The following is a 26,076-nucleotide window of genomic DNA, read 5'->3' on the forward strand; positions in this document are numbered from 1 at the left end:
CGACACGGATGGCGCGCCGGTTGTGCGCGCCCCTGTGTGGTCGCCTCGTGCCCCGGGCCGCTCCAGGCCGCGAGGAGAGGGCTGTGACGACCACAACGACGACCACGCCGACGAATCCGGATACGGGTGGCGGAGGCGCGCAGGTGCGGGTCATCCGCCGCGACGGTGCCGTTTCGGAGTTCGACGCCACCAAGATCCAAGTGGCGATGACCGAGGCGTTCCTGGCGGTTGAGGGCGGCGCCGCGGCGTCCTCGTCCAGGCTGCGCCCGTTGGTGGTGGAGCTGACCGACCAGGTGCGGCAGGCGCTGCTCGAACACGCGGGCGCCGGGAACCCGCTGCACATCGAGCAGATCCAGGACCAGGTCGAACTGGCGCTGATGCGCGACGGTCACCACCGGGTTGCACGCGCCTACGTGCTCCACCGCGAGGAGCACGCGCGGGCCCGGGAGACCGCGCCCGTCGCGCCCGGGTTCCGCGTGAAGGGCGCGGACGGTGAACTGCGCCCGGTCGACTGGGACCGGATCGCAGTGGTGGTCGCCGAGGCGTGCGGGGGACTGGCCGACGTCTCGCCCGCGGCTGTGCTGGGCGAGGTGCGCCGGGTCCTGCACGACGGGATCACCGTCGACGAGCTGGCCGTGGCGCTGGTGATGGCGGCGCGGGCGCTGGTGGAGACCGAGCCGAACTACTCCTCCGTCGCCGCCCGGCTGCTGTTGGACCGGTTGCGGCGGGAGGTGCTGACCAGGGTCGAGGGGCGCCCGGTGGAGGCAATCGGGGCGGAGCTGTCCTACGCCGACCACTTCCCGGCGTACGTGCGGCTGGGCATCGAGCTGGGGCGGTTGGACCCCGAGCTGGCCGCGTTCGACCTGGACCGGATGGCCGCGGCCATCCGTCCCGAGCGGGACGGGCAGTTCGACTTCCTGGGGATGCAGACGGTCTACGACCGCTACTTCCTGCACGACCGCGGTGTGCGCTACGAGTTGCCGCAGTCGTTCTTCATGCGGGTGGCGATGGGGCTGGCGCTGCGCGAGGACGACCGCGAGGCTCGGGCGATCGAGTTCTACGAGCTGTTGTCGTCGTTCGACTTCATGTGCTCGACCCCGACCCTGTTCAACTCCGGGACCACCAGGGCGCAGTTGTCGTCGTGCTTCCTGACCACGGTCGACGACGACCTGCGCAGCATCTTCCAGGGCTACCAGAACAACGCGCTGCTGGCGAAGTTCTCCGGCGGCCTGGGCAACGACTGGACGCCGGTGCGCGGCATGGGTGCGCACATCCGTGGCACGAACGGCGAGTCGCAGGGGGTCGTGCCGTTCCTCAAGATCGCCAACGACACCGCCGTGGCGGTCAACCAGGGCGGCAAGCGCAAGGGCGCGGCGTGCGCGTACCTGGAGACCTGGCACGTCGACGTGGAGGAGTTCCTCGACCTGCGCAAGAACACCGGTGACGACCGGCGGCGCACGCACGACATGAACACCGCCAACTGGGTGCCGGACGAGTTCCTGCGCCGGGTCGAGGCCGATGCCACGTGGACGTTGTTCTCCCCCGACGAGGTGCCCGACCTGCACGACCTGTACGGGCTGGCGTTCGCCGAGCGCTACCGCGCCTACGAGGACGCCGCGGAGCGCGGCGAGGTCCGCGTGGTCAAGCGGGTGCGGGCGGTCGAGCTGTGGCGGCGGATGCTGACCGCGCTGTTCGAGACCGGCCACCCGTGGATCACCTTCAAGGACCCGTGCAACCTGCGCTCGCCGCAGCAGCACGCCGGGGTGGTGCACTCGTCCAACCTGTGCACGGAGATCACCCTCAACACCGGTGCGACCGAGGTGGCCGTGTGCAACCTCGGTTCGGTGAACCTGGCCAGGCACGTCACCGCCGACGGGCTCGACGGCGAGCGGTTGCGGCGGACGGTCCGAACGGCCGTGCGGATGCTGGACAACGTGATCGACATCAACTTCTACACGATCCCCGAGGCAGAGCGGTCCAACCTGCGCCACCGCCCGATCGGCCTGGGCCTGATGGGGTTCAGCGACGCCCTGTTCACCCAGCGGCTCGCTCCCGGCTCGCCCGAGGCGGTGGAGTTCGCCGACCGCAGCATGGAGCACCTCAGCTTCCACGCCCTCTCGGCGTCGGCGGAGCTGGCGCGCGAACGCGGCAGCTACGAGTCCTTCGACGGTTCGCTGTGGAGCCGGGGCATCCTGCCGATCGACTCGATCGCACTGCTGGCGCAGGCCCGCGGGGGAGACCTCGACATGGACACCTCCTCCACCCTGGACTGGGACGCGCTGCGCGCCGAGGTCCGCGGCGGGATGCGCAACTCCAACACGATGGCCATCGCCCCCACCGCGACCATCTCCAACATCTGCGGTGTCGGCCAGTCCATCGAACCGCTGTTCCGCAACCTCTACGTCAAGTCCAACATGTCCGGCGACTTCACCGTCCTCAACCGCCACCTGGTCGCCGACCTCAAGGAGCGCGGCCTCTGGGACGAGGCGATGGTGTCGGACCTGAAGTACTTCGACGGCTCGCTCGCGCCGATCGACCGGGTGCCTGACGACCTCAAGGCGCTCTACGCCACCGCGTTCGAGGTGGACCCCGAGTGGTTGGTCGAGGCGGCGTCGCGCAGGCAGAAGTGGATCGACCAGGCCCAGTCGCTCAACCTCTACATCGCCGCCCCCAACGGCCGCAAGCTCGACAACCTCTACCGGCTGGCCTGGCGCAAGGGCCTCAAGACGACCTACTACCTGCGCTCCACCGCCGCCACCAGCGTGGAGAAGTCGACCCTGCGCGGTACCGACGGCAAGCTCAACGCCGTGCGCCCGGTTCCCGCGCCCGCCGACCCGATGCCGCCGGTGACCTCCGACGACGCGCTCGTCTGCTCCGTGACCGACCCCGACTGCGAGGCCTGCCAGTGACCGCGAACCTCCCCGACACCACCGGCCTGGGCTCCATCGACCGCGGCGCGGGCCGCGTGCGCGTCGACGACAAGGCGATGATCAACGCCCGCGCCGACGTCAATCAGCTACTCCCGCTGAAGTACCACTGGGCGTGGGAGAAGTACCTGTCCGGCTGCGCGAACCACTGGATGCCGACGGAGGTGTCCATGCAGGCCGACATCGCCCTGTGGCGCTCCCCGACCGGCCTCACCGACGACGAGCGCCACACGATCAAGCGCAACCTGGGCTTCTTCGCCACCTCGGAGTCCCTGGTGGCCAACAATGTCGTGCTCGCGGTGTACCGGCACCTGACCAACCCCGAGTGCCGCCAGTACCTGCTGCGCCAGGCGTTCGAGGAGGCCGTGCACACCCACACCTTCCAGTACGTCTGCGAATCCCTCGGCCTCGACGGCGGCGAGCTGTTCAACATGTACCGCGAGGTGCCGTCGATCACCGACAAGGCGGCGTGGGCGCTGGAGCACACCCGGAACCTGGAGGACCCGGGTTTCCGCACCGGCACCCCGGAGGCCGACCGGGCGTTCCTGCGCGACCTCGTGGCGTTCTACGTCGTGTTCGAGGGCATGTGGTTCTACACCGGCTTCGCGCAGATCCTGTCCTTCGGCCGCCGCAACAAGATGGTGGGCGTCGCCGAGCAGTACCAGTACATCCTGCGCGACGAGTCGATCCACCTGAACTTCGGCGTCGACGTGATCAACCAGATCAAGGCGGAGAACCCGCACCTGTGGAGCGGGGCGTTCCAGGCCGAGGTCCGCACCATGCTCGCCGAGGCGTGCGAGCTGGAGGTGGCCTACGGCCGGGACACGATGCCGAACGGCCTGCTGGGCCTCAACGCCGACCAGTGCGAGCAGTACATGCACTTCATCACCAACCGGCGCTGCGCGCAGCTCGGGCTGGCGTCGGTGTTCGGTGCCTCGGACAACCCGTTCCCGTGGATGTCGGAGGCCATCGACCTGAAGAAGGAGAAGAACTTCTTCGAGACCCGCGTCACGGAGTACGCCTCGGGTTCCTCGCTCGACTGGGACTGAGCGCCGAACGACGTGTGGGGGCGCCCGGTGTGCCGGGCGCCCCCACACGTTCCCCCTCTACTCGGGATCCCCGAGCACCACGATCCCGTCGTGGTCGCTGTAGACGACCTGACCCGGGATGAACCACACCCCGCCGAAGCGCACGACCAGGTCCACGTACCCCGAGCCGGTCTTCGCGCTCCGCGCGGGGTTGGTGCCCAGGGCCTTGATCCCGATGTCGAGGGACCGCAGCGCCACCGCGTCGCGCACCACCCCGTGGACGATGATCCCCGCCCAGCCGTTCGCGCGGGCGGATTCGGCGATGCGGTCGCCCACCAGCGCGCTGCGGGTGGAGCCGCCGCCGTCGACCACCAGGACCTGCCCGTTCCCCGGTTCGGCGAGGACTTCCCGCACCAGGCCGTTGTCGTGCAGGCAGCGGACGGTGCGGATGCGGCCGCTGAAGGTGAGTCGGCCGCCGTACTGGTGGAACTGCGTGTCGCAGCTACGCAGCGCCGCGTCGTGGCGGTCGGCGAGGTCCGCCGTCGTCCAGATCGCGGTCACGGCTTCGCCGTGAGGTGGACGGCGTAGGCGCGGGTGGTGAAGAACTGCGGCAGGTCGTCGGCGAGCGCGCACTCCTCGAACACCTCCCGGACCCGGTCCCGGCGCTCGGCCGGGACGTCGAGCAGTTCCTTGTCCAGCAGAGCCCGCACCAGCTCGTGGGTGACCATGCCGCCCTCGGCGAGCGGGGTGATGTGGTGCAGCCACTGCCAGACCTGGCAGCGGGAGATCTCGGCGGTGGCCGCGTCCTCCATCAGCCCGTCGATCGCGGCGGCGCCGGTCCCGCCCAGCCAGGCGTCGAGGTAGCGGACCGCCACCGAGATGTTCGCGCGCAACCCGGGTTCGGTGACCCGGCCCGGGGTCCGGTCCACCGCCAGCAGGTCGGCGGCGGTGACCTCGACGTCGGCCCGGTCGCGGTCGAGCTGGTCGGGGCGGTCGAACGCGGCGGCGCAGACCTGCACCAGGCCGGGGTGGGCCACCCAGGACCCGTCGAACCCGGCGGTGGCCTCGCGCTCCTTGTCCTCCCGCACCCGGGCCTGCACCCCGGCGTTGGCCTCGGCGTCGCGGCTGGGGATGAATGCGGCCATGCCGCCGATGGCGTGCGCGCCGCGCTTGTGGCAGGTGCGCACCAGCAGTTCGGTGTAGGCGCGCAGGAACGGCACCGCCATCGTCACCGCCGACCGGTCGGGCAGCACGAACTCCGGTCGGTGGCCGAAGTTCTTGATGACGCTGAAGATGTAGTCCCAGCGGCCCGCGTTGAGCCCGGCGCTGTGCTCGCGCAGCTCGTGGAGGATCTCCTCCATCTCGAACGCCGCGGTGATGGTCTCGATCAGCACGGTCGCCCGGATGGTGCCCCGCGGCACGCCCAGCTCCTCCTGGGCGAAGACGAACACGTCGTTCCACAGCCGGGCTTCGAGGTGGCCCTCCAGCTTCGGCAGGTAGAAGAACCGGCTGCCGTGGAACACCGCCAGACCGAAGTCGAACAGGCTCGCCGACACCGGCCTGCCGTGCACGAGCACGTGCTTCTCCACCAGGTGCCAGCCGCGCGGGCGGACCACGGTGGTGGCCACCCGCTCGCCCAGCTCGTAGCGCTTGCCGTTCTCGGCGGTGAAGTCGATCCGGCGGTGCCGGGCGTCGATGAGGTTGAGCTGGCCGGTGACGACGTTGTGCCAGGTGGGGGCGGTGGCGTCCTCGAAGTCGGCCATCCACACCTGCGCGCCGGAGTTCAGCGCGTTGACCGCCATCTTGCGCTCCGGCGGCCCGGTGATCTCCACCCGGCGGTCGCGCAGCTCCGGGACGGGGTCGGCGACCCGCCAGGTGCCCGCCCGCACCGACCTGGTCTCCGGCAGGAATTCGGGTAGCTCACCCTGGGCGAACCGGTGCCGCCGCTCCCGGCGGGCGGTGAGCAGGTCGGCGCGGCGCCCGGCGAAGCGGGCGTCGAGCCGGGCCACGAAGGCCAGGGCGTCGGGCGTGAGCACCTCGTCGTACCGGTCGCCGGGCGGTCCGGTGACCTCGGCGGTCGGCGCGGTCGGGTTGGTCATGGTGGTCTCCCCGCCGGTCACGCGAACTGGGCCTGCTCGGTGGACCCGGACAGCGCGGTCGTCTCGCCCGCCGGGTTGAGGGTGGTGCTGACCAGGTCGAAGTAGCCGGTGCCGACCTCGCGCTGGTGCTTGACCGCGGTGTAGCCGTCGGCCTCGGCGGCGAACTCGCGCTCCTGCAGGTCGACGTAGGCGCTCATGCCGGTCTCGGCGTAGCCGCGGGCCAGGTCGAACATCGAGTGGTTGAGCGCGTGGAACCCGGCCAGGGTGATGAACTGGAACCGGTAGCCCATGTGCCCCAGCTCCCGCTGGAACTTGGCGATCGTGGCGTCGTCGAGGTGCTTGCGCCAGTTGAACGACGGCGAGCAGTTGTAGGACAGCAACTGGTCGGGGTACTCGGCCTTGATCGCCTCGGCGAACTCCCGCGCCACCTCCAGGTCCGGGGTGGAGGTCTCCATCCACAGCAGGTCGGCGTGCGGGGCGTAGGCCAGACCGCGGGCGATGCACGGGTCGATGCCGCCGCGCACCCGGTAGAAGCCCTCCGCGGTGCGGTCGCCGGTGACGAACTGGCGGTCGCGCTCGTCGACGTCGGTGGTGAGCAGGGTCGCGGCCTGGGCGTCGGTGCGGGCGATGACCAGCGACGGCACCCCGGAGACGTCGGCGGCCAAGCGCGCCGCGTTGAGCGTGCGGACGTGCTGTCCGGTGGGGATCAGCACCTTGCCGCCGAGGTGGCCGCACTTCTTCTCCGCGGCGAGCTGGTCCTCCCAGTGCACCCCGGCCGCCCCCGCGGCGATCATGGCGCGCATCAGCTCGAAGGCGTTGAGCACCCCGCCGAACCCGGCCTCGGCGTCGGCGACGATCGGCGCCAGCCAGTCGTGGCCGGAGGCGACGCCCTCGGCGTGGCTGATCTGGTCGGCGCGCAGCAGCGCGTTGTTGATCCGGCGCACCACCTGCGGCACCGAGTTCGCCGGGTACAGGCTCTGGTCGGGGTAGGTCTGCCCGGACAGGTTGGCGTCGGCGGCGACCTGCCAGCCCGACAGGTAGATCGCCTTGAGCCCGGCGCGGACCTGCTGCACCGCCTGGTTGCCGGTCAGCGCGCCGAGGGCGTGCACGTAGTCCTCGGTGTGCAGCAGCTCCCACAGCCGTTCGGCGCCGCGCCGGGCCAGCGTGTGCTCCTCCACCACGCTGCCGCGCAGCCGCACGACGTCCTCGGCGGTGTAGCTGCGCTCGATCCCGGCCCACCGCGGGTCGGTGGCCCACTGGTGCGCGATCTCCTCGGCGGTCAGCATCGGCGGAACTCCTCGTTCTCGAAAAGACGGGGTGAATCGACCCGGGAACCGTCGCACGGTCGCCATTCCACTGTCGACGGACGCAATCGGCCAATTTCTGCGAATCTTTACCGGCTGATTTGCGAAGTCTGCCAAGGGGGGAATTCGCCGGGGTGGGTTTATGCTGGCGACCGTGTCCAAGATGTTCGCCGGTGCCCGGCTCCGCGGCCTGCGCGAGGACCGGGGGATGAACCAGGTCGACCTGGCCAGGGCGCTGGGGATCAGCCCCAGCTACCTCAACCAGATCGAGCACGACTCCCGCCCGCTCACGGTGCCGGTCCTGCTGCGCATCACCGAGGTGTTCGGGGTCGAGGCGTCGTTCTTCTCCGCCACCGGCTCGGCTCGGCTGTTCGCCGAACTGCGCGAGGCGCTGCCCACCGTCCCCGCCTCCGAGCTGCGGGAACTCGCCGGATCGCGGCCGGACACGGCCAAGGCGGTGATCGACCTGCACCGCCGCGCGCAGCAGTTGGACGAACAGCTCAGCGTGGTCGCGGGCCACCGCAGCACCGAGTCGGTCCTGGGCGCGCACGAGCACGTCCGCGACTTCTTCTACACCCACGCCAACCACTTCCCGGACCTCGACACCGCCGCCGAACGGGTCGCCGAGACCACCGGCATCCGGCCCGGCGAGGTGCGCACCTCGCTGGCGAACCGGCTCGCGGAAAAGCACGGTGTGCGGATTGTGGACGTGGCCGGTGACGTGTCCCACCACAGCACCGCCGGTGAGCTGCACCACTACGACGCATTCACCAGGACTCTGCGCCTGTCGATCCACCTGCGCCCCGGCCAACAGGCATTCCGAATGGCCACCCAGGTCGCCCTGCTGGAATTCGGCGACGCCCTCGACGACATCGCGGGCACCGAGGACGAGGGCCCGGTGCGCGCCCTGGTCCGCATCGGCCTGGCCCGCTACGCCGCCGCCGCACTGGTCCTGCCCTACGGCGCCTTCCACGCCGCGGCCGAACGCCTGCGCTACGACATCGAACTGCTGTCGGACCACTTCGCCATGGGCTTCGAGACCATCTGCCACCGTCTGAGCACCCTGCAGCGCCCCGGCGCCCGCGGCGTCCCGTTCTCCTTCGTCCGCGTCGACCGGGCGGGCAACGTCTCCAAGCGGCAGTCGGCCACCGGCTTCCACTTCTCCCGCTCCGGCGGCACCTGCCCGCTGTGGAGCGTCTACGGCGCCTTCGCCGCGCCCGGCCGGGTGCTGGCCCAGGTCGCCGCCATGCCGGACGGGCAGCGCCACCTGTGGGTCACCCGCACCGTCTCGCGCAGCCGGGCGGGCTACGGCGCCCCGGGCAAGACCTTCGCCGTGGGCCTGGGCTGCGAGGTCCGCCACGCCCACCGGCTGGTCTACTCCTCCGGCGTCGACCTGGAGGACGTCGCCGCCGCGACCCCCATCGGCCCCGGCTGCCGCACCTGCGACCGCCCGCTGTGCCCGCAGCGCGCTGCCCCGCCACTGGGCAAACCGCTGCGGGTGGACGAGAACCGCAGCACCTTCGTCCCCTACCCCCTGGAGGCCCGCCGCTGACCGCCGCACTCAGGGCGATCCGGTGGGACGCGGGTGAGCGGCGTGTCCAGCTTCCCGAGCCGAACACGCGGGTTCGTCAGCTTCGCCCAGCGGGGCGATCGCCCCCGAGCACTCTCGCTGCACGCGGTCGGCCATGAGCCCCGCCTGCTCCGAGAGCTTCCGCAGGAACCGTGCCGCGTGCGCCTCGGTCCCCGGGTACACCCGGACGTCGACCGAGATCGGTGCCAAGTCCAACCACAGGACGTGGTCACCGTCCAGAGTCAGAAATTCCGCGTCCGCTCCGGCCCCCGCCGCGCACCGCAACTGCGTGACGTACTTGCCTTCGTCCATCGACATCTCCTTCCGCTTCACCCTGTCGCACCCGTCGCACCTCGGTGTTCGGCGCGACACCCCTTTACACTACCTAGAGGTGATCCAAAGTCAGTTTGCACTACATCCGCTAGTGATTCAAGCTCAACTTGGTCTACCCTGTTGGAGGCCGAGAACAAGCCATGGGATGTGAGGAGGCGACATGACGGGGTACGCGGAGATAGCGGCTCACTTCCGCAGCCGGATCGCGTCTGGAGCACTGGCTCCTGGTCAACGACTGCCGACGCTGCGAGAGGTCATGGCCGAGTTCGAGGTCGCCCAGCAGACAGCGAGTCGGGCCTACAAGGTGCTCAGGGCGGAGGGGTTGACCGACGCCGCCACCGGCAGTGGAACTGTGGTCGCCGACCCCACGAGCGCCATCAGTGCCAGGGTGAGGGGTTGGGCCGCGACCGGGCGAGCGTTGTCCGCCAACGAGTCATCCGAGATCGTTGAGATCGGCACGGTCAGTGCCGACGAGCCGATTGCCGCCCGACTCGACATCGAACCGGGTAGCCCGGTCTTCGTTCGCCGACGAGTCGTCAGCCGTGACGGAGTGCCCGCGCACTTGACGAGTTCCTACTACCCTGCCGAGGTTGTCGAGGCGACTCCCGAACTGGCGGTGGCAACTTCCACCGGTGGGTCACGGGAGCTGGCCGCGGAACGCCTGGGCTCCGCGCAGGATCGCGTGCTCGAAGAAGTCACTTCGCGTTTGGCCACCGATGACGAGAAGAGCCAACTCGGGTTGACTGGCTCTGGACCGACTGTCGTCACCCAGGTCACCCGGTCCGTGTGGCTCGCGGACGGCAGGATCGTGGAGGTCGCGGTGAAGGTTTGCCCAGGTGCGACGGTCCTCAGGTGGTCCACCCCGCTGACCTGACAGCGTCACCAGGTGAGGATTTTCTTCACATCGGCCATCTCTCCCTCGCCCGGAATGGCCTGATGCCAGTGAGGGAGCTGGCCGCAGCGCTGCACGCGGTGCTGACGACGCTGACGACGGCACGGGAATACCTCGTCGTCGCGGCGGCGGTGATCGAGAAGGCTGCGAGCATCCTCGGCTACATGCCGCCCTCCTACGCAGCCGTGCTGGAGGAACTGCGCGCGGCGTGGCGGAGCATCATCGAGACCGAACAGCTCGTCGATGCCCATCTCGCCACACTGCAAGGCCCGGGGCATGGTGCGCCGTCATCAGGTGCGCCACAAGCTCCTGCGCAGGTGCAGCCGCGTTCGATCCCGGCGAAGTCGCATCCGGCTCCATCTTCCGCGCCGCCTGTGCCGGGGGTGGAGAACAAGCACGGCGACCGATACCCCACGGAAGCGGTGCCCTACTGCGACGACCTTCCCCCTCGAGTGCGACGGGGCACCCGCAACGTTCCCATCGTGGGGTATGTGCAGGTTGACGGTCGTGACGTCGGCACGATCACGGCATACAAGAATGACGGTTGGGCAGAGGATTCGGCGCGACGCCTGATCGCGCTTCGCATGGGCCAGGCCCGCCTGCTGGCGAACCACGTGGAGATGAAAGTGGTGGTGATGATGCTCCAGAATCGAGCCAGAGAGGGGCGAGTGATCATAAACCACGCGCCCTGCGGGTATGAGGTATCCCGCACCGGTTGTCATGACTACCTGCCGTACTTCCTGCCCGAGGGACACGCGCTGACGGTCCTTGGCACTGATTCCGAGGGAAACGCATTCAAAAACATCTACCACGGAAGGGCTGCTCTGTGACGCCGCCGCTGACGCACATTCCGTTCATCTCGATGGACACCATCCCGCCGGGGGCCGACTTGGTCGCTGAGGTCCGGGCGTTGAACGAAGCGGGGGTGGAGATCCCGTGGGCTTGGGGCCTGACCCGTACACCGATGAGCCCGCTCGTGGAACAGGGCATGTTGACCTTCGGCGTGCACAACGAAGTGGGCATCCTGGTGTGGGAGTGGGGGATGTCCGCTGCTGTCCCCAGCACGGGCACCAATACCGAATGGTTGAGCTACTCCCTTGCGGGCCTTGACGAATCCGGTGTCCCCCCGCACGCCGAAGTGCCCGTGGAGACGGTCTACTCCGCCGTGGCCGAGTTCCTGACCACCGGGGAGCGTCCGACCTGCGTGCAGTGGAAGGAAGCGGCCTCCCTGCTGTCGCAGTACGAATGACGTTGTGGTGTGCACACCGACGGACCCTCACGCCGGGGTATGGCGTGAGGGTCCGTGCCCCTGATGTGGCTGGCGGCCTGCTTGGCTGAACGCAGGCGCCTTGACCGCCCGGCGACCGTGCCCGCCCCCCGGGCTTGCCCTCTGCCGGAAGTCCGCGACCGGTCCGCGCTCAGGCGGTGAGCCGGGCGCGGGTGGCGGCCTCCACCAGGTTGCGCAGCGCGGGCTCGACCTCACGGTAGGTGCGGGTCTTCAGGCCGCAGTCGGGGTTGGCCCACAGCCGCCGCGCGGGCACCGCGCGCAGCGCCTCGGCGAGCAGGTCGGAGAGTTCACCGCTGCCGGGGACGCGGGGCGAGTGGATGTCGTAGACCCCGGGCCCGACACCCCGGGCGTAGCCGATTGCGGCCAGGTCGGACAGCACCTCCATCCGGGACCGGGCGGCCTCGATGGTGGTCACGTCGGCGTCGAGGGCATCGATGGCGGCGATGACGTCACCGAACTCCGAGTAGCACAGGTGCGTGTGGACCTGCGTCCACGGCGCGACACCCGAGGTGGCCAGGCGGAACGCCGCCACCGCCCACTCCAGGTAGGCCCCGCGGTCCGCCGTGCGCAGCGGGAGCGTCTCGCGCAGGGCGGGTTCGTCGACCTGGATCACGCCGATGCCCGCGGCCTCCAGGTCGGCCAGTTCGTCGCGCAGGGCGAGGGCGACCTGGTCGGCGGTGTCGGACCGCGGCTGGTCGGCGCGGACGAACGACCACGCCAGGATCGTCACCGGGCCGGTGAGCATCCCCTTGACCGGCCTCGGGGTCAGCGACTGCGCGTACTCCGCCCAGCGCACGGTCATCGGCGCCGGGCGGCTGACGTCGCCGTGCAGGATCGGCGGGCGCACGCACCGGGAGCCGTAGGACTGGACCCAGCCCAGTTCGGTGTGCGCGAAGCCGTCGAGGCGCTCGGCGAAGTACTGCACCATGTCGTTGCGCTCGGGTTCGCCGTGCACCAGCACGTCCAGGCCGATCTCCTCCTGCAGGCGGATGACGTGCTCGATCTCCTCCCGCATCAGCCGGTCGTACCCGGCCTCGTCGAGCACGCCCCTGCCCAGGTCGGCGCGGGCCCGGCGGACAGCGCCGGTCTGCGGGAACGAGCCGATGGTCGTGGTGGCCAGGGCGGGCAGCCGCAGTCGGGACTCCTGGGCGTCGGCCCGGTCGGCGTAGGGCATCCGGGTGCGGTCGTGCGGGGTCAGCTCGGCGAGCCGGGCCCGCACGCTCGCGTCGGAGCGCGCCGACGCCACCCCGGCCGCGACCGCGTCGGCGGAGGCGGTGAGCAGGTCGACCGGTTCGCCGCCGAGCAGGACCCGACCGAGCAGGGTGACCTCCTCGACCTTCTGCCTGGCGAAGGCGAGCCGGGCCCGCACGACCGGGTCCAGGCCGGGTTCGGCGTCGAGGTCGTAGGGCACGTGCAGCAGCGAGCAGGAGGTCGACACCCCGACCGCCCCGACCGCACCGAGCAGGCCCGCGCCCGTGGCCGCCGCGTCCCGCAGGTCGGTGCGCCAGACGTTGCGCCCCTCGACCAGCCCCAGCACGACGGCCTTGTCCCGCAGCCCGGTCAGCACCGGGATGCGGTCGAGGTCCGCGCGACCGGCGACCAGGTCCACGGCGACCCCCTCGACGGCGGTGTCGGCCAGCACGCCCAGCGCGTCGCCGAGTTCGGCGAAGTACCCGGCCACCAGCAGCGCGGGCCGCTGCGGCAGCGCGGCGAGCCGGTCGTAGGCCGACTGCAGCGCCGCCAGTTCCCCCGGTGAGCGGTCGAGGGCGAAGGCGGGCTCGTCGAGCTGCACCCATTCGACCCCGGCCCGGGCGAGCGCCGCCAGCAGTTCGGCGTAGCGGTCCACCAGCGGGTCGAGCAGGGTCAGCGGCGAGAAGTCGGCGGGCGCGCCGTCGGCGGGCTTGGCCAGCAGCAGGAACGTCACCGGGCCGATGAGCACCGGCCGGGTGGCCACCCCCAGCGCCAGCGCCTCCCGGTACTCCGCCAGCGGCTTGTCGCCGACCAGCGCGAACCGGGTGCCCGGGCCGACCTCGGGGACCAGGTGGTGGTAGTTGGTGTCGAACCACTTGGTCAGCTCCAGCGGCGCGACCTCGGCGGTGCCGCGCGCCATGGCGAAGTAGGTGTCCAGCGGTCCCATGCCCAATGCACGGTGCCGCTCGGGGACCGCGTCGAACAGCACGGCGGTGTCCAGGACCTGGTCGTAGTAGGAGAACGTGTTGCCCGGGATGGAATCCAGTGTGGACAGCTCACGCCAGGTGTCGGCGCGCAGGCCCTCGGCCACCTCGCGCAACCCGGCCTCGTCCAGTCGGCCCGCCCAGTAGCCTTCGACGGCGTGCTTGAGTTCGCGCTTCGGGCCGATGCGGGGATATCCCAGGACGGTGGCGCCGATCCGGGTGGCGCCGATGCGGATGTCGTTCACAGCTCTCTCCTCGTGAGCGTGGCGAACGGCCCGAGGCACGGGGAGCGCGGGGGAGTCGGCGACAGCCGAGTCCGCGAAGCCCACCCGAGAGGCCCGGACCGGCGCGTGCCGGGGGGCACGCGCACCGAGGGCAGGTCTTCGGACTCGCGGGCACCCACCGGTCGACCCGGTGGACCTACTGGCCGTCGCTTCCCAGGCGCTGCGCGCCCAGTGCTCGTATGACGGCGGTCGTTCCCGCTCACCGCTGCGGGGCAGTCCCGGATTCGCACCGGGTTCCCTGTTGCCTCCCCCGCCGCGCGAACGCACCGGGGGAACCATCGGCACAGCCGAGCGTAGCGAACGGAGACCCCCGGCAGAAGGGGACCGGACCCTGTCCTCCCACGCCGGGGGACAGGGTCCGATCCGCGGGACGCCGGGTCGGTCGCCGGGAACCGGCCCAGCAGGCCAGGGTGCGCGCCTGGGGCGAGGAGCCCGTGGCACTCAGCGTCGCCAGGCCGGGGCCGCCGAGGCCGAGCACGGCCTGTGCGGTGGCCCTGGTCGCGATGTCAGGGTCGAAACCCGCTGACGCAGGTCGACCCCGCCGATGCAGCCGAACAGGACGGTGGGCTGCGCGCTCCGTCGTCTTGGTCGCAGAAGTTGTCGCACGTGTTCGAAACCAGAACCGGGAACCGTTCCCGGGTTTCTGTCATGCCACGACAATGCGGCCAATTCATTCCTCGGCAGTTTCGAACATTGTCTTTCAGATCGTGAATTGCGCCCGGATTGTCACCTGATCCGCTCATTGCGTCCGCGCCGGTTCCGCTCGTAGGGTGTGTGGAGCCGAGGCTTGGGGGCCACGGAGGTATTCCGCGGACACCGGTGAAGTCGTGGATCGGGAGAGCGCGCTGTTCCTTCAGCCGCTGCACCCACGGTTCCGACCGCGCGAGGTCCTGAACCAACAGTGAGGACGATGACGTGCGCACCACTGCGTGGATCGTGGCAACCGTGGCCGCCGCTGTCGTGGGTGGTGGTGTTGCGGTCGTGGGCACCGCCGCGGCGGGTGAGACCGGCGCGACCCGGGTGAGCGAGCTCAGCCAGGTGCACGAGTGCGCCGTGCCGTCGCTGGGACAGCAGGCGGTGGTGCTGCGCACCAGCGTCGACCTCCCGGAGTCGGTGCCGGTGGGCACCGAGGTCCCGGGGGCGGCCGTCACCGCCTCGGTCGACCTGGGCGCCGAGGTGACCGGCCTGCTGCGCGACGCGGGCGCCACAGAGGTGGTCGCGACCGTGGCCTTCCCGGTGTTGGGGTGGAACGGCGAGACCATGTACCCCAAGGAGACGCAGCACACCTTCGCGGCGCGCCAGACCCTGCCGGGCAGCGGGTCGGTGTCGCTCGACGGGACCACCACGGCGCTGCACTCGATCCGGTTGAGCCAGACCGAGTCCCTGGCCTGGCGCGTGGGCGCGCTCACGCTGACCTCGGTCACCGGCCTGCGCGCCGACGGCACCCCCGCCGCGGTCGCCGCCTTCGACAGCCGGTGCGCGCTGCGCGCGGGCGAGCCCGACCTGCTCGCCGAGACCTCGACGAGCGGCGGGACACCGTCCCGGGGCCTCTACCACGACTGCGTGCTGTCGACCGGCGACCAGGTCCGCGTGGTGGGCAAGGTCGCCACGAGCCTGGTCCTGCCTGCGCAGCTCCCGCTGCACACCGAGACCCCGGCCGCCCACATCGTCGCCACGCTCGTACTGCCCCGCGACCTGGTCCGCCGGTTCCAGGCGTCGGGCGTGTCCACGGTCAACGGCGTCCTGAGCCTGGGGGTGAGCCGGTCCTTTCAGGATGAACCGCCCGCGGTGGCCACCACGTCGGGGACGCTGAACGAACGCGACGTCAGAACGCCCAACGACCTCGTCCTCGGCGCGGTCGCCGAGCAACTCGAGCAGTTCAGCACCGCCGAGCCCGGCACGCTGACCTGGACCGTCGGCACCCTCTCCTTCACCCTCGAGACCCGCGACGCCGCGGGCAACCAGCGCACCCCCATCACCGCCACCTGCGCCCCGGTCCCCGGTCAGAACCTCGAACTGGCCCGTACGGTGTTCACCGACGACCTGCCCCCGGGCATCCGGGAGGTCTGCCAGTCCTCGGGGTTGGGCCCGCACACCATCGAGGCCCGCGCCCAGGTCGACCTGCCCCGGCAGGTGCAACCGGGGGAGAGCACCCCCGCCCGCGACATGCGCCTGCGTGTCATCCTGCCCGCCCAGGTGATCGGCGGGCTGAGCCAGTCAGGCGCGGTGAAGCTCCGCGGCGAGGCCACCTTCCACGTCGACCGCGACTACGCAGGCAAGATCACCGCCCAGCAGTACGCGGTGCCGTTCGAGGTCGCCATCCCCGCCGCCGGGTCGTCGCAGGCGATCGCGGGCGTCGTCCCCTTCGGCCGGTTCGACGGGGGCCAGACCGGCGGCTACTCCCGCTGGCTGCTCGGCGAGGTCACCTACACCGCCACCCCGCTGCGCGCCGACGGCACGGAACTCCCGACCGTCCGCGCGGACTGCACACCGGATGACGGCCAAGAGCGGAAGTTCGCCGAGGTGGAGTTCCGCCACGTGTACGTCCGCGACTTCGCCCTCACCGGTTCCGGCGCGATCACCGCCAAGGGTAACCGGCTCCCCTTCACAGCGGACTTCACCGGCACCGCCCACACGTTCGACTCGACGACCCACATCACCGGTGACATCCGCCTGGGCCAGACCTCCGCCCCCCTCCGCCTCGCGGGCGTCCTCCCCGCGAAGGCCCAACTGGAATTCGTCCAGCAGGGACGCGTCAGCGCCACCTCCTACTTCCTCTTCGACGCCACCGTCACGTACGCGGTGAAGGCGCCCAGCATCACCGTGTTCGGCCTGAAGCTCCCACTGGGCACCGGCTGCGGCACCACAACCCCGACGAAGGTCGATCTGTACGCCCACGGGCACTTCGACCTCGTGACAGGCGGCAAACTGGTCAACTCCCCCGACGTCGTCATCACCCCCTTCACAGGCTGCGGCCTGTTCACCTCCACCCTCACCACCGCCATCTCCGATGACAGAGCCACAGCAACACTGACCTTCGCCAAGCACTGACGCGGGAAGGCAGGCAGCGGATTGCCCGGCGCGTCGGCGTGGTCGTGCGGCAGCAGCCTGCCCGCGGCGGAGTCGGTGGTGTCGTGGGTGCCGTGGCAGGTGGGATCCAGGGTTCAGCATGCGTCCTGACCCGAAGGGAGCCCGCACCCCTGTTGAGCGGGGCACCCGAAATTGATCTGCCATGGAGTTCTCGGACGGCGGTTTAGTGGGTTTCAGGCTGCTGTTTGTGTGTGGTGGTAGTGGTTCTCGGCTTCGTTGGGGGTGATGTAGCCGAGGGTCGAGTGGAGTCGGGTGTGGTTGTAGAACAGTTCGATGTAGGCGCTGATTTCTCGGCGGGCCCGGGTGTGGGTGTGGAAGGTGGTGGTGTGGATGAGTCCGTTCTTCAACGCGGCGAAGAGGGATTCGGCGAGGGTGTTGTCCCAGCAGACACCGGTGCGCCCGAGGGATGGTGTGATGCCGGACGCAAGTGGTTTCCGTCAACCCGAGTTGCGCTGCTCGTCTGACAGGCCCCGTTCGGCGGCATGAGCGTGCGTTCCTCCGCGTTGTGAGCGGAGGTCAGGCTGTGGTGCGTGGGGTGGTGGTGGCGTGCGGTTTCACGGTTGTGGGGTGGTGTTGCGGCCGAGGTGGTCGTGGAGCCAGCGTTGGGATTCGTCGAGCCACTCGTGGTAGTGGCGCATGGCGCAGTGGTCGTCGTCGGGGTAGAGCTTGAGCGTGGCGTTGTGGGCGTGTTCGGCGAGTTCGACGGAGTCCTGGGTGCTGAGCAGGGTGTCGTGATCGCCGTTGATGACCAGCAGCGGTATGTGGATCTTCCGGTACATCTCCCGCAGGGACAGCTCCCGCAGTTTCCGGGTGAGGTGGAGCAGGCTGGTGGCGTGGGTCGTGCCGCGCAGGGCCTGGGTGATGATCTCGGGGATGCCCAGCGAACCGCCGGCCTGGAAACTGTTGTGGGTGGGTGCGCCGCAGGACACGACGCAACGCAGCCGGGGGTCGGTGGCGGCCATGCGGGTGGACCAGTAGCCGCCGAAGCTGACGCCGACCATGCCGATCCGGTCGGCGTCGACGCGGGGATCGTCGACCAGGTGATCGATGACCTGGTGGTAGATCCGCTGGGACTGCCCGGACATGGGCTGGGAGTAGACGTAGCTGCCGGGCATCTCCATGACGAAGGTGCCCAGGCCGTTGTTGCGGTACCTCAACAACGGGATCAGCAGTTCCTGCACGGTACCCTCCAGCCCGTTGGTCAACAGCACTGTCGGGTGTGGTCCGGCCCCGGGTGGCAGGACGAGGTAGCCGCGGACGAGGTCGCCCTCGACGGGGATCTCGATGTGCTCGATCGTGACGCCCAGGCTCGGGGCGAGCACCGTGACCAGTGCGTCGAAAAGCCTTCGGGACCGCCAGTAGGCGCGGGTCCGGGCGGGAGTGTGCCCGGGAAAGGCGCTGACCTGGTAGTAGGTGATCGCCTTGATCCAGGCGTCGAGTGCGGTGTAGGCGCGGATCAGTTGCTCGGCCGGGTCGTTGGTGCTGTGCTCGCGGATGATCTGCTCAAGGGCCTGTGCCGAGGGTTGGGGGCCGTGGTCGAGCAGGATCGGGGCGGCGAGTGCCAGCGGTTCGCGCAGTGGGGCGACGGGTGCTCGGCTGCCGAGCCGGGCGGCGGCGTCGAGCAGGCCGGGTGATATCGGTGCGCCCAGTTCCAGCAGTGCCTGTTCGGCGGCGGTGAGGTGCTGTTCGGCGATCGCGTCCCAGTAGCCGCACCAGCGTTCGTCTTGGAAGGAACGGGCAGCGGCGAGCTGGTGGGCGAACAGCGCCGGAGCGAGGGCACCCATGTTGGCGTAGCGCAGCACGAACAGCGCAGGCAGGAAGAAGGACGCACCGACGCGGCCTGCCGCGAGTTCGGTGGTGCGGGTGAGGGCGCAGGCACTGATGAACAGGCGGGTGGCCAGGGTGTTGCTCATGCTGGTGCCTTTCCGGGGTTGAGCGCACGCACACGTGCTGCTGCGGCGGCCCTCGACAGCGGGCCGCGCCAGGGATGGCCGTGTCCTGGGACGAGGATGTCCGCGGGAAGTTCGCCGAGCACGTCCAGCGCGGTCAGCGCGTGCTCTGGTGCACGGGTGAAGAACGGGGGCAGCAGTTGCGGACCGGGCCTCTGCGCGGTCGGGTGTCCGGTGACCAGGGCGTCGCCGGTCGCGACGACACCGGAGTCCGGTAGGTGGTAGGCGCTGTGCCCGGAGGTGTGGCCGTGGCAGGCCACCGGCACGGGGCGGCCCGGTAGGTCCAGGGGGCCGTCGGTCGGGAACGGTTGGGCGTGCGGGACCCGCAGGTGTCTCGTCGCGCCTGCGCGGACGATCCGGCAACTCCAGGCCAGGACGCTGGGCCGCCACGCGCGAACGATCAGGTCCAGCGGGGTGGCCTGCTCCAGGTGTCCTCCGCGGGCGTGGGTGACCTCCGCGGCATCCGTGAAGGCCGGTGTCCCGTAGCGTTCGTGCAGGTGGTTGAGGGCGCCCATGTGGTCGAGGTGTGCGTGTGTCAGCAGCACGGCGCGGACGTCCTCGGGCCGGTGTCCGATCGCCCGGATCGACTCCTCCACCGTGCCGAGGTCACCGAGCCACCCGCCGTCGATCAGCGTCAGGTCGGTGCCCTCGCGCAGCAGCACCCAGTTCACATCGGTTCCGCTCACGCAGAAGACGTCCTTCGCGACTTCACGCACGCCGACCCCTTCCCGGAACGACTGTTCCGACTTTAGCATTCGACGCGGCATCATTGGAACAGTCGTTCCGGATTTGTGAGAGGATGTCCGCCATGAAGTTGCGGCGAGTCCACCTCGACGGCCGACTGGAGATCCAGTACCTGGACGGAGACGGGCGGTGGCTGCCCCACCCGGACCCTCGACCTCTCGGCGGCGCCACCTTCGGGCAGGAGTGGGAGCTGGCCACCGCGCGGCGCCACCTGGCGCGCTCCGAACACCTGCTGCCGTTCCAGCCGGTGTCCTTCCGCGACTTCCTGCTGTACGAGAAGCACAACGTCGACGCCAGCCGCGGCCTGGTTCGCCGGTTCCACCCCGCCCAGTATCGGCTGGCCAGCGCGGTGGAGAAGGTCACCAGGCGGCCGTTTCCGCTGTTCAAGCCGAACCGGCTGTTCAGGAAGCAGCCGATCTACTACATGTCCAACCACCTGAGCTACGTCCCGACCGGCACCCCGATCCGACCGCCCGCCTACTCGCGCGCGCTGGACTACGAACTGGAGCTCGGATTCGTCCTGGCCGCCCCGCTGCTCGATGCCACCCCCGCCGAGGCGCTCGCGTCGATCGGCGCGTTCGTGCTGCTCAACGACTTCAGCGCCCGCGACGTGCAGCGCGCCGAGATGGCCAGCGGGTTCGGTCCGCAGAAGTCCAAGCACTTCGCCGGCTCGATGTCGTCGACCGCGGTCACCGCCGAGGAGGTCCTGCCCCGAGTGGACGCTCTCACCGGATCCGTGGCGATCAACGGCACCGTCGTCAGCCGGGTCTGCAGCGCCGGCATGCGGTGGAGCCTCGGGGAGGTCCTGGCCCACGCCTCCCGTTCCGAACAACTGCTTCCCGGCGAACTGTTCGGCACCGGCACCCTGCCCGGCGGCAGCGGCATGGAGACCGGGAACTGGCTTCGACCGGGCGACACCCTCAGCCTGACCCTCGATGACATCGGCCAGGTCGAACACACCGTGATCAGTTGATGACCCCGACACCGGCAGAACGCGGCCCCAGCGGGGCCCGGGATGCCAATCGCGCCCGAATTCGCACCCGACTGCTCGACTCGGCCGAGGAGCTGTTCGCCGACCGCGGCTACTTCGGGGTCAGCGTGCGAGACATCACCGACCACGCAGGCACTCGTGTGGCGGCGATCAGCGAACAGTTCGGCGGCAAGGAAAAACTCTTCCGACACGTTCTCCTGCGCCGGATCCAGCCGATCAACGACGACCGCCGCGCTCTGCTCGCGGCGCTACCCCGCACCGGACCGCGAGCGCGGCTGCTCCGCGCGTTCATCCACGCCTTCACCCAACCGATGCTCATCCGCGCAGGCGAAAGCAGGCGGTGGCACCACTACTTCCGCTTCATCGCCCAACTGGCCAACTCGGGCCAGTCGGTGCAGTTGCTCGTCGCCGACGAGTACAACTCCATCGCCACCGAGTTCATCGAGCGCCTTCAGCAGATATTCCCCGACGTCAGCGACACCGCGGCCCACGATGCCTACCTGCTGATGCTCGCCTCGACCCTGCAGGTGTTCTCCGACAACCTGCGGCTCGACAGCATCACCGGCGGTCGAATGCGCACCGGAGACATCGAACAGCGCTACGCATCCCTGGTCGCGTTCCTCGAAGGAGGCATCACCAGCCTCTTGCGCACCCGCCCGCCTTCCCCGCAGACCATGTAGGGCGCGGTCTTGGTGGTCATCGTGCGGTGGGACCGGATCGGACCGACACGATGGCCGGGGTTCGATACGACAACAGCAGAGCGGCAAGGTGGAACAACATTCACATGGCCCTGGGTGCGTGCCTTGCGTTCTGCCAGGACCGGTCGGCCAAGGTCAACATCGTACCGTCGTTCCCGCTGGGCGGGCTTGCAGCAGGCCATCATCGGCGGCCCCGTACTGCTGCCGTCCAGCAAGCTGGAACCGTTCTACGAAGGCTACGCCGACGTGCTCCAGAGCTTGGTGGCGCAAGAAACCCCATGACGGCAAGAGAAGGGACGGGGGCGCCGTGGCCCTGTACGTGATCCTGTTGTGGCTGGTGGCATCGCTCGTCTGGTGGGGGTGCTACCGGCTGATCAGGTCGTCGATTCGTGTTGCGGCCCAGGACTGGGTCCTGGTCACCGGTCTGAGCGCGGTGACCACGTTCGCCTGGTACCGGTGGGGTTGGTCGCACCTGCTCGTTGTCGACCTGGAGTACCGGTGCCCCGGACACGACATCGCCGACACCCCTTCCTACTTCCCGCTGAGCTGGACCTGTGCGGGCACCGAGGACTTGGTGCCCGCGTACGTCAACCCGATCTTGTTCGTCCTGCTCGCCCTCACCGCGTTCTGTGCGATCACCGCGCTGGTCAAGGCGCTGAGGGCACCTCGGAGGAGCACACGATGACCCAGTCGAGCAGCGGCATCGGCCGCTGCGGATTCCTCACCGGTCTCGGTCTCGCCTGCGGAATCGCCGGGGCATCGACGATGGGCTTGGCAACCCCTGCCAGTGCCACGGCTTGGACCGCAGGCACCTCCGCCAACGGGTGGCCAATCCCCCGAAGGGCGTGGTGACCCACCCGGTGGAGGGCTCTGCGGCCCTTGTCCCCCTGCCCACGGGCCCGGTGGCGGTCCTCCTGTTGCGCGTTGCCCGCCGCTTTCACTACGAGATCGCCACCCTCCTGTGAGTCGGTGTGGGTCGAGAACCTGCTCGGGCGGGTGGCGGTCACCCTGGTGGGGTGGGGCGCAGGCGGGCGCCCAGTTCGGCGGCGAACTCGCCCGCGCGGGCGGCCATCGCCCGCAGTTCCTCGCAGCGGCGCAGGGCCGCGGTCTCGAAGTCGGCCACCACCGCCATCAGGCGGGCGTGCTCGTCCCGGTCGGGCGCATCCGGGGTGTCGATCGCGTCGAGTCGGTCGGTGGCCGCGAGCAGGTCCCGCATCTGCTCCAGGGTGAACCCGAGGGGTTTCATCCGGCGGATGAGCATCAACCGGGCGATGTCGTCGGCGGTGTAGAGGCGGAACCCGCCCCGGGTGCGCGCCGAAGGCGTCACGAGGCCGACCTCGTCGTAGTGGCGGATCGTGCGCAGCGAGAGCTCGGTGCGGGCGGCGACCTCCCCGATGTGCACGTGCCCGGCCCCGGCGCGGTCCGGTGCGCTCTGGGGGCCGGTCTCGGTGGTGTCGGGTGCTGCCCGGTCGGTGTCCCCGGCCACATCGCGTCCTTCCCGCATCGATCCCAACCCTAACGTCACTGTAGGGTTCACCGGGCGGTGGTGAGTCCCACCCCACCCTCCAGGCCGGGACGATGCTGTCCCCGCCGACACCCGCTTGCCGACCGGACGGGAGATGCCGCGTGCGCTCGTATTCGCCCCGCTCCCTGTCCTGCCCGCCATAGCGCGGCACCGCCACACCGGTTCACCACGAACCACGGTCTCCGCCCCTTTCCTGCGAAGGGCATCAGGCCGCGGCATCCGAGTTCCAGCCCCGCCCGCGCACCGGGGCGCCGTTCCGCCCCGCATGGTCGCCGACGCTGTGGCCGTGCCCGAGCACGTCGAAGGCAGACCCCTTGAGCACATCCGTTCCGCCCTCACCCCGCACGCGTCTGCGGTCCCTGCCGCGCCCGGCTTGGCTGCGCAGCCCCGAGGTGCTGCGCACCGAGGTCCTCGCCGGACTCGTCGTGGCACTGGCGCTGATCCCGGAGGCGATCTCGTTCTCCATCATCGCCGGGGTCGACCCCGGCGTCGGACTGTTCGCCTCGTTCACCATGGCCGTGGTCATCTCGATCGTCGGCGGGCGCCCGGCGATGATCTCCGCCGCCACGGGGGCGGTTGCCCTGGTCGTGGCCCCGCTCGTCCACGACCACGGCCTCGGCCACCTCGTCGCCGCGGTCATCCTCGGCGGACTCATCCAGATCGTCCTCGGCGGGGTGGGGGTGGCCGGGCTGATGCGGTTCGTGCCGCGCAGCGTCATGGTCGGCTTCGTCAACGCCCTGGCCATCCTCATCTTCATGGCCCAGGTCCCGGAGTTGATCGACGTCCCGTGGGTGGTCTACCCGCTCGTGGCGGGCGCGCTGGTGCTCATGGTCGCGCTGCCCAGGCTGACCACCGTCGTCCCCGCCCCACTGGTGTCGATCATCGCGTTGACCGCGCTGACCATCGGTGCCGGGATCGCGGTGCCCACCGTCGGCGACAAGGGCGCGCTGCCCTCCGCGCTCCCGGTGCCCGGCCTGCCCGACGTGCCGTTCACCCTCGACACCCTCAAGATCATCGCCCCCTACGCGCTCGCGCTGGCCCTGGTGGGGCTGATGGAGTCGCTGATGACCGCAAAGCTGGTCGACGACCTCACCGACACCCACTCCAACAAGACCCGCGAGTCCATCGGCCAGGGGATCGCCAACGTCGTCACCGGGTTCTTCGGCGGCATGGGCGGCTGCGCGATGATCGGCCAGACCATGATCAACGTGAAGAACGGGGCCCGCACCCGGCTGTCGACGTTCCTGGCCGGGGCGTTCCTGATGGTCCTGTGCATCTCCTTCGGACCGATCGTCTCCGACATCCCGATGGCCGCGCTGGTGGCCGTCATGGTCCTGGTCTCGTTCGGCACCTTCGACTGGCACTCGATCGCCCCCGCCACCCTCAAGCGGATGCCCACCGGCGAGATCACCGTCATGGTCGTCACCGTCGCCGCCGTGGTCGCCACCGACAACCTCGCCATCGGCGTCGTCCTCGGCACCATCACCGCGATGGTCATCTTCGCCCGCCGCGTCGCCCACCTCGCCACCGTCGAACCCGTCCTCGACCCCGACGGGACCCGGGTCGTCTACACCGTCACCGGCGAGTTGTTCTTCGCCTCCAGCAACGACCTCGTCCACCAGTTCGACTACGCGGGCGACCCCGACACCGTGATCATCGACCTGGCCGCCGCCCACATCTGGGACGCCTCGTCGGTCGCCGCTCTCGACGCGATCACCACCAAGTACGCCGCCCGCGGCAAGACCGCGCAGATCACCGGCCTCAACCACCACAGCGCCAAGATCCACAACTCGCTGACCGGGGAACTCACCGGCACCCACTGACCGCTGCGCACCACACCCCCAGCCGCCGACGCCCCGCATGACGCCGATCGGCATGATGTCGATCGGCATGGCCGCCTGATCGCTCTTGTCAGGGCCGGTGCAGGCGTTTTCCCACAGTTCAACACCGCTGCCCACGGTCGGCGCCGGTCAACCGGGCGGGCCCCGCGAGTGGACCTCCGGCGCGCAGCAGATCACCGAGCATGGCCAGCGGTTGCGGGCACGCGGTGTACCAGCTCCACGTCCCGCGCCGCTCGCGGGCGAGAATGCCCGCGGCGACCAGCACGCGCAGGTGGTGGCTCAGCGACGGTTGGGGCATGTCGAACTCCTCGGCCAGGTCGCAGAAGCACGCTTCGCCACCGGGGGAGTGGCGCACCATCGACACCAGTCGCACCCGCACGGGGTCGGCCAGCGCCTTGAACAGGGCCGCGGCGGTCTCGGCCTCGGCTTGGTCGACGACGTTGGCGGGTTCGGCCGCAGGCAGTGTGATCGCGACGGGTGTGGGGGTCTGCTTGTCTGCGTTCGTCATGCGTGCTCCTCGCCACCTCGCCCACCGGACAGCCCGATCCTACCTTGGATTGACAATCGTCGATTCAATCGTTTCAATTGCATCGACATAGTTCGATCCAGTGTTGGTCGACGTTCGAGGAGACCTGATGACGCCCGCCGCCGACGTGGTGGTCACGATGGGCTGCGGCGACGCCTGCCCGGTGTTCCCGGGCAAGCGCTACCTCGACTGGGAGGTTCCCGATCCGGTGGACCAGCCCATCACCACCGTCCGGGCCATCCGCGACGAGATCGACCGGCACGTCCGGGACCTGCTCGGCGAACTCGTCGACTGACCGACGACCTCGCCCACTCCACTTCATCGTCATCGCGCCGGCACCCCCCGGCAGCAGGAAGGACCATCCCATGTCCCGCACTCCCGAGGTGCTGTTCGTCTGCGTGCACAACGCGGGCCGTTCCCAGATGGCCGCCGCGCTGCTGGCCCACCACGGGCTCGGCCGGGTCGCGGTGCGCTCGGCCGGGTCCGAGCCCGCGGAGAAGGTCAACCCGGCCGCGGCGGAGGCGCTGGCGGAGTGGGGGCTCGACATCACCGCCGAGGTGCCCACCAAGTTGTCCACCGCCGACGTCGAGGCCGCCGACGTGGTGATCACCATGGGGTGCGGCGACACCTGCCCGGTGTTCCCCGGCAAGCGCTACCTGGACTGGGCGTTGGCGGACCCCGCCGGGAAGGGGGTGGACGCCGTGCGCCCGATCCGCGACGAGATCGACCGCCGCGTGCGGGGCCTGCTGGCCGAACTGCTCGACGCCTGACCCCAGCGCCAGCACGACAATCCCGCAGGCCAGTCCCACCCAG

At 70.0% G+C, this 26,076-nt stretch carries 22 protein-coding genes, 1 pseudogene and 1 riboswitch; of the genes and pseudogenes, 13 read left to right on the top strand and 10 right to left on the bottom strand.

Going from position 1 to position 26,076, the window contains the following annotated elements:
* The first annotated feature begins 83 nt into the window (after positions 1-83).
* Both L6E12_RS18075 and L6E12_RS18080 read left to right on the top strand, forming a co-directional pair.
* Entirely contained in the window at positions 84-2,909 is a 2,826-nt protein-coding gene (locus L6E12_RS18075; RefSeq protein ID WP_236229098.1) for a ribonucleoside-diphosphate reductase subunit alpha, read from the top strand.
* A complete protein-coding gene (locus L6E12_RS18080; RefSeq protein WP_236229099.1) occupies positions 2,906-3,976 on the top strand; it encodes a ribonucleotide-diphosphate reductase subunit beta in 1,071 nt (356 codons plus the stop codon). The genes L6E12_RS18075 and L6E12_RS18080 overlap by 4 nt, the downstream gene beginning before the upstream one ends.
* Positions 3,977-4,033: 57 nt before the next feature.
* Here L6E12_RS18080 and rraA read toward each other — a convergent pair whose 3' ends face one another.
* From rraA to aceA, 3 genes are read right to left on the bottom strand one after another with little or no spacing between them, the layout of a single operon-like run.
* Positions 4,034-4,507, bottom strand: coding sequence for a ribonuclease E activity regulator RraA (rraA, locus tag L6E12_RS18085; protein ID WP_374201901.1), 474 nt, complete (start codon positions 4,505-4,507; stop codon positions 4,034-4,036).
* A 5-nt stretch (positions 4,508-4,512) separates the two neighbouring features.
* A complete protein-coding gene (aceB, locus tag L6E12_RS18090) occupies positions 4,513-6,054 on the bottom strand; it encodes a malate synthase A (RefSeq protein WP_236229101.1) in 1,542 nt (513 codons plus the stop codon).
* Positions 6,055-6,071: 17 nt separating this feature from the next.
* Positions 6,072-7,340: an isocitrate lyase gene (gene aceA, locus L6E12_RS18095; protein WP_236229102.1), complete on the bottom strand. Its 1,269-nt coding sequence runs from the start codon at positions 7,338-7,340 to the stop codon at positions 6,072-6,074.
* Between the two features lie 172 nt (positions 7,341-7,512).
* Between aceA and L6E12_RS18100 the strand changes: the two genes are divergently transcribed.
* Positions 7,513-8,910 carry a short-chain fatty acyl-CoA regulator family protein gene (locus L6E12_RS18100; RefSeq protein WP_236229103.1) on the top strand — a complete coding sequence of 466 codons (1,398 nt, stop codon included), beginning with the start codon at positions 7,513-7,515 and terminating at the stop codon, positions 8,908-8,910.
* Positions 8,911-8,919: 9 nt separating this feature from the next.
* Here the strand turns inward: L6E12_RS18100 and L6E12_RS18105 are convergent, their stop codons facing one another.
* Positions 8,920-9,240: a hypothetical protein gene (locus L6E12_RS18105; RefSeq protein WP_236229104.1), complete on the bottom strand. Its 321-nt coding sequence runs from the start codon at positions 9,238-9,240 to the stop codon at positions 8,920-8,922.
* A 181-nt stretch (positions 9,241-9,421) separates the two neighbouring features.
* Here L6E12_RS18105 and L6E12_RS18110 point away from each other — a divergent pair, with 181 nt between their 5' ends.
* The 3 genes from L6E12_RS18110 to L6E12_RS34470 all read left to right on the top strand — a co-directional run bounded on the left by L6E12_RS18110 (position 9,422) and on the right by L6E12_RS34470 (position 11,402).
* A complete protein-coding gene (locus L6E12_RS18110) occupies positions 9,422-10,135 on the top strand; it encodes a GntR family transcriptional regulator (protein WP_236229105.1) in 714 nt (237 codons plus the stop codon).
* Between the two features lie 68 nt (positions 10,136-10,203).
* Positions 10,204-10,983: a DddA-like double-stranded DNA deaminase toxin gene (locus L6E12_RS18115; RefSeq protein ID WP_236229106.1), complete on the top strand. Its 780-nt coding sequence runs from the start codon at positions 10,204-10,206 to the stop codon at positions 10,981-10,983.
* Positions 10,980-11,402: an Imm1 family immunity protein gene (locus tag L6E12_RS34470; RefSeq protein WP_236229107.1), complete on the top strand. Its 423-nt coding sequence runs from the start codon at positions 10,980-10,982 to the stop codon at positions 11,400-11,402. Before L6E12_RS18115 ends, L6E12_RS34470 begins: the two co-directional genes overlap by 4 nt.
* A gap of 169 nt (positions 11,403-11,571) precedes the next feature.
* Here L6E12_RS34470 and metE read toward each other — a convergent pair whose 3' ends face one another.
* On the bottom strand, positions 11,572-13,851 hold the full coding sequence (metE, locus tag L6E12_RS18125) for a 5-methyltetrahydropteroyltriglutamate--homocysteine S-methyltransferase (RefSeq protein ID WP_236229143.1): 2,280 nt from the start codon (positions 13,849-13,851) through the stop codon (positions 11,572-11,574).
* Positions 13,852-13,971: 120 nt separating this feature from the next.
* Positions 13,972-14,194: riboswitch (cobalamin riboswitch) on the bottom strand.
* Between the two features lie 620 nt (positions 14,195-14,814).
* Between metE and L6E12_RS18130 the strand changes: the two genes are divergently transcribed.
* Positions 14,815-16,950, top strand: a complete 2,136-nt coding sequence (locus tag L6E12_RS18130) for a DUF6801 domain-containing protein (RefSeq protein WP_236229108.1) — start codon at positions 14,815-14,817, stop codon at positions 16,948-16,950.
* Between the two features lie 212 nt (positions 16,951-17,162).
* Here L6E12_RS18130 and L6E12_RS18135 read toward each other — a convergent pair whose 3' ends face one another.
* From L6E12_RS18135 to L6E12_RS18145, 3 genes are all read right to left on the bottom strand, one after another.
* Complete coding sequence (locus L6E12_RS18135) at positions 17,163-17,405, bottom strand: integrase core domain-containing protein (protein WP_374201902.1); 243 nt, start codon at positions 17,403-17,405, stop codon at positions 17,163-17,165.
* Positions 17,406-17,543: 138 nt separating this feature from the next.
* Positions 17,544-18,902, bottom strand: a complete 1,359-nt coding sequence (locus tag L6E12_RS18140; RefSeq protein ID WP_236229109.1) for an alpha/beta hydrolase — start codon at positions 18,900-18,902, stop codon at positions 17,544-17,546.
* A complete protein-coding gene (locus L6E12_RS18145; RefSeq protein WP_236229110.1) occupies positions 18,899-19,654 on the bottom strand; it encodes an MBL fold metallo-hydrolase in 756 nt (251 codons plus the stop codon). The genes L6E12_RS18140 and L6E12_RS18145 overlap by 4 nt, the downstream gene beginning before the upstream one ends.
* A 92-nt stretch (positions 19,655-19,746) precedes the next feature.
* Here L6E12_RS18145 and L6E12_RS18150 point away from each other — a divergent pair, with 92 nt between their 5' ends.
* The 3 genes from L6E12_RS18150 (at position 19,747) to L6E12_RS18160 (ending at position 22,056) form a co-directional block, all read left to right on the top strand.
* Positions 19,747-20,655 (top strand): fumarylacetoacetate hydrolase family protein, encoded by a 909-nt coding sequence (locus L6E12_RS18150; protein ID WP_236229111.1) that lies wholly within the window; start codon positions 19,747-19,749, stop codon positions 20,653-20,655.
* Entirely contained in the window at positions 20,655-21,353 is a 699-nt protein-coding gene (locus tag L6E12_RS18155) for a TetR/AcrR family transcriptional regulator (RefSeq protein ID WP_236229112.1), read from the top strand. The genes L6E12_RS18150 and L6E12_RS18155 overlap by 1 nt, the downstream gene beginning before the upstream one ends.
* Positions 21,354-21,678: 325 nt before the next feature.
* Entirely contained in the window at positions 21,679-22,056 is a 378-nt protein-coding gene (locus tag L6E12_RS18160; RefSeq protein WP_236229113.1) for a hypothetical protein, read from the top strand.
* A 318-nt stretch (positions 22,057-22,374) separates the two neighbouring features.
* Here the strand turns inward: L6E12_RS18160 and L6E12_RS18165 are convergent, their stop codons facing one another.
* Positions 22,375-22,875 carry a MerR family transcriptional regulator gene (locus tag L6E12_RS18165; protein ID WP_236229114.1) on the bottom strand — a complete coding sequence of 167 codons (501 nt, stop codon included), beginning with the start codon at positions 22,873-22,875 and terminating at the stop codon, positions 22,375-22,377.
* A 335-nt stretch (positions 22,876-23,210) separates the two neighbouring features.
* On the opposite strand from L6E12_RS18165, the gene L6E12_RS18170 reads away from it, so the two are divergent.
* On the top strand, positions 23,211-24,719 hold the full coding sequence (locus L6E12_RS18170; RefSeq protein WP_236229115.1) for a SulP family inorganic anion transporter: 1,509 nt from the start codon (positions 23,211-23,213) through the stop codon (positions 24,717-24,719).
* 118 nt (positions 24,720-24,837) lie between these two features.
* Here L6E12_RS18170 and L6E12_RS18175 read toward each other — a convergent pair whose 3' ends face one another.
* Complete coding sequence (locus L6E12_RS18175) at positions 24,838-25,245, bottom strand: helix-turn-helix transcriptional regulator (RefSeq protein ID WP_236229116.1); 408 nt, start codon at positions 25,243-25,245, stop codon at positions 24,838-24,840.
* Positions 25,246-25,381: 136 nt separating this feature from the next.
* On the opposite strand from L6E12_RS18175, the pseudogene L6E12_RS18180 reads away from it, so the two are divergent.
* Both L6E12_RS18180 and L6E12_RS18185 read left to right on the top strand, forming a co-directional pair.
* A pseudogene (locus L6E12_RS18180) lies at positions 25,382-25,558 on the top strand (phosphotyrosine protein phosphatase); the annotation flags it as partial.
* 70 nt (positions 25,559-25,628) lie between these two features.
* Complete coding sequence (locus L6E12_RS18185; RefSeq protein WP_236229117.1) at positions 25,629-26,033, top strand: arsenate reductase ArsC; 405 nt, start codon at positions 25,629-25,631, stop codon at positions 26,031-26,033.
* Positions 26,034-26,076 lie beyond the last annotated feature (43 nt).

This window comes from Actinokineospora sp. PR83 (genome assembly GCF_021056305.1).
In the GTDB taxonomy this organism is placed as follows: Bacteria; Actinomycetota; Actinomycetes; order Mycobacteriales; family Pseudonocardiaceae; genus Actinokineospora; species Actinokineospora spheciospongiae.